7 protein-coding genes are annotated in these 7493 nt (G+C 67.7%); 3 read left to right on the top strand and 4 right to left on the bottom strand.

Features of this window, described 5'->3' with window-relative positions:
- The 4 genes from PKH97_RS11465 to lipB form a co-directional block, all read right to left on the bottom strand.
- A partial coding sequence (locus PKH97_RS11465) for a glutamine synthetase beta-grasp domain-containing protein (protein ID WP_324387579.1) occupies nt 1–743 on the bottom strand: 743 nt, incomplete at its 3' end.
- A 214-nt stretch (nt 744–957) separates the two neighbouring features.
- Nucleotides 958–1683: a DUF4191 domain-containing protein gene (locus PKH97_RS11460; RefSeq protein WP_324387578.1), complete on the bottom strand. Its 726-nt coding sequence runs from the start codon at nt 1681–1683 to the stop codon at nt 958–960.
- Between the two features lie 10 nt (nt 1684–1693).
- Nucleotides 1694–2725 (bottom strand): lipoyl synthase, encoded by a 1032-nt coding sequence (gene lipA / locus PKH97_RS11455; protein ID WP_324387576.1) that lies wholly within the window; start codon nt 2723–2725, stop codon nt 1694–1696.
- Between the two features lie 64 nt (nt 2726–2789).
- Entirely contained in the window at nt 2790–3530 is a 741-nt protein-coding gene (gene lipB / locus PKH97_RS11450) for a lipoyl(octanoyl) transferase LipB (protein WP_324387574.1), read from the bottom strand.
- Between the two features lie 104 nt (nt 3531–3634).
- Here lipB and PKH97_RS11445 point away from each other — a divergent pair, with 104 nt between their 5' ends.
- From PKH97_RS11445 to PKH97_RS11435, 3 genes are read left to right on the top strand one after another with little or no spacing between them, the layout of a single operon-like run.
- The gene (locus PKH97_RS11445; RefSeq protein WP_324387572.1) at nt 3635–4393 is read left to right on the top strand and encodes an alpha/beta hydrolase family protein; all 759 of its coding nucleotides are present in this window, start codon (nt 3635–3637) and stop codon (nt 4391–4393) included.
- Nucleotides 4390–6591, top strand: coding sequence for an MMPL family transporter (locus PKH97_RS11440; protein ID WP_324387569.1), 2202 nt, complete (start codon nt 4390–4392; stop codon nt 6589–6591). The genes PKH97_RS11445 and PKH97_RS11440 overlap by 4 nt, the downstream gene beginning before the upstream one ends.
- Complete coding sequence (locus tag PKH97_RS11435; RefSeq protein WP_324387568.1) at nt 6584–7462, top strand: LLM class flavin-dependent oxidoreductase; 879 nt, start codon at nt 6584–6586, stop codon at nt 7460–7462. The genes PKH97_RS11440 and PKH97_RS11435 overlap by 8 nt, the downstream gene beginning before the upstream one ends.
- Nucleotides 7463–7493 lie beyond the last annotated feature (31 nt).

Raw genomic sequence — 7493 nt, 5'->3', positions numbered from 1 at the left:
GTGTTCTTGACGACGTACTTGAACTTCATCATGTCGTCGCCGGAGTGCAGCAGCGTGTTGAAGCGGTAGTTGATCTCCTGCTGCCCACCCGAGGCGACCTCGTGGTGCGAGCGCTCGACCGTCAGGCCGACGTCCTTGAGCTTGAGGCAGATCTCGTCACGGATATCGGCGAAGTGGTCAACGGGGGAGACGGGGAAGTAGCCGCCCTTCATCCGCGGCTTGTAGCCGAGGTTGCCGCCCTCCTCGACCTTTCCGGTGTTCCACACGGCGGCCTTGGAGTCGAGGTAGTAGAAGGACTCGTTCGCCGACGTCTTGAAACGCACGTCGTCGAAGAGGAAGAACTCGGCCTCGGCGCCGAAGTAGGCGGTGTCGGCGATGCCGGTGAACTTCAGGTAGGCCTCGGCCTTCGCGGCAATATTGCGCGGATCGCGGCTGTAAGGCTCGTCGGTGAAGGGGTCCACGATCGAGAAGTTCATGACCAGCGTCTTCTCGACACGGAAGGGGTCGATGAAGGCGGTCGCGACGTCGGGGAGCAGCTTCATGTCGGACTCGTGGATGGCCTGGAAGCCACGGATCGAGGAGCCGTCGAAGGCCTGTCCCACGGTGAAGAAGTCTTCGTCGAGGCTCTCGGCGGGCACGTTGAAGTGCTGCATGATGCCGGGCAGGTCGCAGAAGCGAATGTCGACGAACTTGACGTCGTTCTCCTTGATGTAGGAGAGCACGTCGTCAGCGGTGCTGAACAAGAAAACCTCCTGTGCGGGGTGAGTGGGCGCGTACGCTCGCCCATGCGTTGGGCCCAACATACGAGTGCCGGATTAATCGGTAGTCACCCGTCTGTTTCGCGCGTGTTACGTGATCCCGCCCGTCTCGCCGTCCGAGACAGCCCGCCCGTATGCCGGATGCTCGCCCGCGGGCGTGCGTCACCGGCCGCTGGCGACGGGCGGCGCTCTGGCGCCCTTAGCGGCCGCGCAGGGAGCGACGGTCCATGCGGACCTTGGTGGGGTCGATGCCGGCGGGGATGCCCTGGCGGATGCTCGGGATCGACTTCAGGCGGCGGTTGACCGTGGCCATCTCGTCATTGGTCAGCACGGGCTTGAGCTTGGCCAAGGTCCGGGTGATCTTGCGCGCGCCGATCTGGCCCTCGCCGTCGCCGACATACAAGGTGTGCACGGGCACACCGGGGGCGACCCGGTTGACCTTCTTGACTTCCTTCTCGATCAGCTTCTTGGCGCGCGGCAACGGGCCCTCGCCGAGGAGCACAACGCCCGGGCGGCCAAGGGCACGGAAGACGACCGCGGCGTTGGCGATTTCCTGCGGGCGAGCGACGTCCGCCGCCACCGGCTCCTGGTCGTAATACCAGCCCTTGCGCAGCGTCGACAGGGCGCCGGCGCTCTGACCGACCTTGCCCTCCATCTGCCCGAAGGCCGCCCGCTCACCCCGTCGCGAGAGCACGATCATCGCGGCGAGCGCGGCCAGCGGCAAGCCGATGATCGTGAAGTAGATCCAGTGGTTGAGCAGCAGCCCGATCAGGAGGAAGACCCCCAGGACGCCGAGGAAGACCCCCATCACCCACCAGGTGATGGTCGGGTCGATGGCCTTGACCGCCTTGAAGACCGTCGCGATCTGCTTGAACGGGTTGTTGCGCTTCTTCTTCGGCGCGTCGGCGGCGTCCTTGGTGGCCATGCGACGCAGTTTACGTCGTGGCGGTGCCGCTCAGCCCACGCGCGAGCAGCGCCGACGCCTCCTGGCGTGCCGGCGCGTCCAGCCCTGCGGCCAGGTGCGTCAGATGAGCCGGTATGACGCGTCCCCACTTGGTCATCGCGCTCGCCCACAGCCGCCCCGCCCGGTAGGAACTACGCACCAGCGGCCCGGCCATGACCCCCTTGAAGCCCATGTCCTCGGCCACCGAGCTCCAGTGCACGAACTCCTCCGGCTTGACCCACCGGTCGATCGGGTGGTGGTTCGGTGACGGCCGCAAATACTGGGTGACGGTCAGGATGTCGCACCCCGCGTCATACAGATCGGCGATCGCCTGGGCGATCTCGTCCTCTCGCTCGCCCATCCCGAGGATGAGATTGGACTTGGTGACCAGCCCGTCCGTGCGCGCCATCGACAACACCCGCAGCGACTTGTCATAGGTGAAGGCGGGACGGATGCGCTTGAAGATCCGGGGCACCGTCTCCAGGTTGTGGGCGAAGACCTCAGGCCGGGCGTCGAAGACCTGCCCGACCAACTCCGGGCGGGCACCGAAGTCCGGCGGCAGGATCTCGACCCCGGTGTTGGGGTTGAGCTCGTGGATGGCGCGGATCGTTGCGGCATACAGGCTGGCGGCGCCGTCGGGCTGGTCGTCGCGCGCCACGCCCGTGACGGTCGAATAGCGCAGCCCCATCGACTTCACGGACTCCGCGACCCGTCGCGGCTCATCGGGGTCGAGCGGCTGCGGGCGACCGGTGGCGATATCGCAGAAGTCGCAGCGCCGCGTGCAGGTGTCGCCACCGATGAGGAAGGTCGCCTCGCGATCCTCCCAGCACTCAAAGATGTTGGGACAGCCAGCTTCCTGGCAGACGGTGTGCAGGCCTTCGCCCTTGACCATCTTGTCGATCTCGGTGAATCGCGGCCCCATCTTGACGGTGGTGCGGATCCACGCAGGCTTGCGCTCGATGGGCGTCTCGGCATTGCGTGCCTCGACCCGCAGCAGCTTGCGTCCTTCGGGGGCGATCGTCACGGGCCCCAGCCTACGTCCGTATGCCGGCGCCCCCGCCCGTGCGTGGCTTCCGGTACACCTCGGCTCAGGCGACTGAGACGGGCCTGGGGACGAGCGGGGTGGCGGGGGACGGGCCGTCCTCAGATCCATCCGTCACGGCGGACGACGCGGGTGCGAAGGCCGCCGAGAGCGGTGCGCGGGCGAGGATCTCGGTAAGGTGGGCCTCGGCATACGGCAGGATGTCGGCGACCGTGATCGGGCGACCGGCTTCGATGGTGAGCGAGGAGACGCCGGCATCGGCGATCCCGCAGGCGACGATATTGTCCGCCCACGCCAGGTCGGCATCGGCGTTCAGCGCAAAACCATGCATCGTCACTCGCTGGCTCACGCGCACCCCGATGGCCCCGAGTTTGCGGTCCGGGCCGCGGTCGTCGGCGCGCACCCAGACGCCGCTTCGGCCCGCGACGCGCTCGACCGCGACGCCGAAGTCGGCGCACGTGCGGATCATGACCTCTTCGAGCCGGCGCACGTGGGCGACCACGTCGATCGGGTCCGGGAGCGTGACGATCGGGTAGCCGACCAACTGCCCCGGCCCGTGCCAGGTGATCTTGCCGCCCCGGTCGACGTCGATGACCCGCGTTCCGTCGAACGGCCGCTCGTGGGGCTCGGTGCGTTTGCCCGCCGTATAGACGGCCGCATGCTCGAGCAGCAGAACGGTGTCAGGGAGCGTGGCCGCGACGACCTGCGCGTGAACCGCGCGCTGGTGTTCCCACGCCTGCTCGTAATCGACGAAGTCGGGCGCAAAGCCGAGGTGTTCGAAACGCATGCACCGACGGTATGCCGTTCCCGCCCGGTGCGCACCGCCCGCTCCATATCGGCCGCTGTCGGTGGCTGCCCGTAGGGTGGGCGCAGTCGAGAAAGGGGCTGCGGGTGGCGCTGTTGACGGTGGACTTCTTCGCCGAGACCTTGGAAGTGGGCACGTCCATGATGATCGTGCTCCCGCAGGTGACGGCAGAACAGGTTGGGGTCGAGGCCGCTGGGGTCGTTACCGATTTCCCGGTGCTCTACCTCCTGCACGGGATGTCCGACGACCACACGGCCTGGGTGCGCTACACGAGCGTCGAGCGGTATGCCGCGGAGCGTGGGCTGGCTGTCGTCATGCCTGCCGTGCACCGCAGTTTCTATGCAAACGAACGGCACGGCCACGCCTATTGGGATTTCGTCTCCGACGAGTTGCCGCGGATCGTCGGCAACTTCGTCAAGGTCACTGCCGACCCCGCGCGCACCTATGTTGCTGGGCTGTCGATGGGCGGGTATGGCGCGCTCAAGCTCGCGCTGAACTTCCCCGACCGCTTCGCCGCGGCCGCATCGCTGTCCGGGGCGCTCGACCTGCGCTGGCTGATGGAGCGACCCGAGCGACGGGAAGAGGTGTCCGGGCGCATCTTCGGCGGCGACCTCGACGCGACCGAGGACCTGATGGCGCTGGTCGAGCGCGGCCAGGCACCGCCGCTGCTGATCGGCTGCGGCACCGAGGATCGCCTATATGACGGCAATGTCACCTTTGCCGAGCGCGCGAGAGCCGTGGACCTTGACGTCACGACCGACTTCCGGATTGGCGATCACGAGTGGTCGCTGTGGGACGCCCAGCTGCCGAGGGTGATGGACTTCGTGATGGGAGCAGGGCAATGAGCACGAATCCGACCCCAAAGATCACGACGGGGACCGCCGGGCGGAAGGGGGGGTCGCGGCGTCCTCGGCTGCTCGCCGCATTGGTCGCGCTGGCGTGGTTGTTGCTCGCCGGCGTCGGCGGACCCCTCGTCGGGAAGCTCGCGGAGGTGCAGAAGAACGACAACGCCTCCTTCCTGCCGGCCAGTGCCGAATCCACTGAGGTCACCAATCTGGTCGCGAAGTTCTCCGACTCGACGTCGCTGCCCTTTCTGATCGTCACCGAGAGTTCCGGTGCCTTGACCGAGACCGACATGGGCGCCATGTCCGGCTTTGCCAAGGCGGTGCCTGAGCTGCCGTTGCCGAAACTCGGGGCGGGGCGCACCCTGGGCGAGTTCCTCTCTGGGCCGGTCGTCGGACCGGTCCCGAGCGCGGACACCAAGGCGACCTTGACCATCGTCAACCTCGACGCCGACAAGGCCTCGGAGACGATCAACTCCACCTCACCGCTCTTCGAGGCCGCCAAAGCCCTGCGTGCCGAGCTGGCGAAGGACACGACCGGGACGACCACGTCGGGTTATGTCACCGGTCCGGGCGGTTTGCTCGCCGACTTCATCACCATCTTCGAAGGGATCGACGGCGTTCTGCTCGGGGTTGCGCTGGTCGTGGTCCTGGTGATCCTGCTGATCGTCTATCGCAGCCCGATCCTGCCCATTGCGGTGTTGCTGAGCGCCATCTTCGGGCTGGCGTTGGCCGCGCTCGCCGTGTACCCGCTGGCGAAGGCAGGACATATCGCGTTGTCGGGGCAGTCGCAGGGGATCATGTTCATCCTGGTCGTGGGCGCGGCGACGGACTACGCCCTGTTGTTGGTCAGCCGCTTCCGCGAGGCCCTGCATGACACGAGCGACACCTGGGTTGCGATGAAGTCCGCTTGGCGCGGCTCGGTCGAGCCGATTCTGGCCAGCGGGGCCACAGTCATCCTCGGCCTGCTGTGCCTGATGCTCTCGAAGCTGGGTAGCACCGCGGGTCTGGGACCGGTGGGTGCGCTCGGGATCGCCGGGGCCATGATCGCCTCGCTGACCTTCCTGCCGGCGGTACTCCTGGTGATCGGGCGGCGCGCGTTCTGGCCGATGGTGCCCAAGGTCGACCACCGCCATCTCGAGGACGCCTTGGAGACCCGGGGCATCTGGGGGCGGGTGGCCAAACTCGTGGGAGCCCACCCGCGGCGGACGTGGGTGTTGACCCTCGCCGGGTTGCTCGCGCTGGCCGCATTCCTGCCGACCTTCAAGGCCGAGGGGGTCTCCACCTCCGAGTTGTTCCTCAACAAGACCGACTCGGTGACCGGCAGTGAAGTCTTGGCCCGCCACTTCCCGGCCGGCGCCGGTCAACCGGTGCAGATCATCGCCCCCCAGGCCGTCGCCCAAGGGGTTGTCGACCGGCTCGGCAGCGAGAAGGGTGTCTCCGATCCCGTCATCGGGCTCGGGGGCGGAGCCCCGCCGCCGGCCGCTATCGACGGCCTGGTGCCCATCACCGCCGTGCTGACCGTGCCCGCCGACTCGCCCGAGGCTACCGAGATCGTCAAGCGGCTGAGGGCCGACCTCGATGCCGTCTCGCCGGATGCTCTCGTCGGCGGCACGACGGCCATCAACCTCGATGTCCTCGATGCCACCAACCGCGACCTCAAGGTGATCATCCCGGCCACCTTGCTGGTGATCTTCGTGGTGCTGGCCCTGTTGCTGCGATCCCTGGTCGCCCCCGTGATCTTGGTCGTCGCCAACCTGGTCTCCTTCGGCGCCACCATCGGAGCATCAGCGCTGGCCTTCAACCACCTCTTCGACTTCCCCGGCTCGGACCCGGCGACGCCGCTCTACGGCTTCGTCTTCCTCGTGGCCCTCGGCATCGACTATTCGATCTTCTTGATGACCAGGGTGCGAGAGGAGTCGCAACGCCGCGGCACCAGGCCAGGGATCCTCGTGGCGCTCGCAGTCACCGGCGGGGTGATCACGTCGGCGGGCATCGTGCTCGCGGCCACCTTCTCCTCGCTCGCGGTGCTGCCGCTGATTTTCCTCGCCCAAATCGGTTTCATCGTTGCTCTGGGCGTGCTGATCGACACCTTGATCGTCCGGTCGCTGCTGGTCCCCGCCTTCTCGTATGACGTGGGCTCGCGCATCTGGGCACCCTCGGTCCTGGCGCGCGCCGACCGCGCGGGGGCCGATGCCTGACCACATCCGGGTCGGTGTGACGATCCTGCCCGACCGGCCGTGGGCGCAGGCCGAGCGGGACTGGCGGTTGGCCGAGGATCTCGGCTTCGACCACGCCTGGACCTACGACCACATGAGCTGGGAGCCGATGCGCGGCTCGCCGTGGTTCGCGGCCATTCCGACGCTGGTGGCAGCGGCCCTGAACACAACGCGCATCGGGCTGGGCACTCTGGTGTCCTCGCCCAACAATCATCACCCGGCGCAGTTCATCCGCGAAATCCTTGCGCTGCACGACATCTCGGCGGGACGTTTCCTGCTCGGAGTCGGCGCCGGGGGCAACCTGGACGCCGAACTGACGCACGCCGGCATACGGCTGGGGGAGCGGACGCGCCGGTTCGGTGAGTTCGTCGATTTCCTCGATCGGCTGCTGCGCGAGAACCCGGTCACCGTCGACGGCGACTGGTATGCCAGTGCGGGTGCCGGCAGCCTGCCGGGCCCGGTCAATGTCGGCGGGACGCCAGGGGTGCCGCTCATCGTGGCGGCCAACGGCCCGCGGGCCATCCGCCTGGCCGTCGAACGTGGCGACGGCTGGCTGACTTACGCCGGACGAGCGGACGACGGCCCGGCGTGGTGGCGCCTGGTCGCCGAGGTCGTTGCGCGCGCCGAAGAGGAGATCGAGCGGCAGGGTCGCACACGAGCGCTGGCGCGCTATCTGTCCCTGGACTCCTGCCCCGACTATGCCTTCGCGGGCGTCGACGCCTTCGAGCACGCCGTCGGCCGGGCCGCCGACCTCGGCTTCACCGATGTCGTCTGCCCCTGGCCCCGTTCCTCGAAGCCGTATGCCGGCGACGAGGCCATTGTCGGCTCAATCATGGGCCGTTTGTCCGCTTGACCCGACGTGCCGCTGCGTCGAGTAGGTCCTC

The sequence above is a fragment of the Nostocoides sp. genome, assembly GCF_035343835.1.
GTDB lineage: Bacteria > Actinomycetota > Actinomycetes > Actinomycetales > Dermatophilaceae > Nostocoides_A > Nostocoides_A vanveenii.
This window is presented reverse-complemented; position numbering and strand designations above follow the sequence as displayed.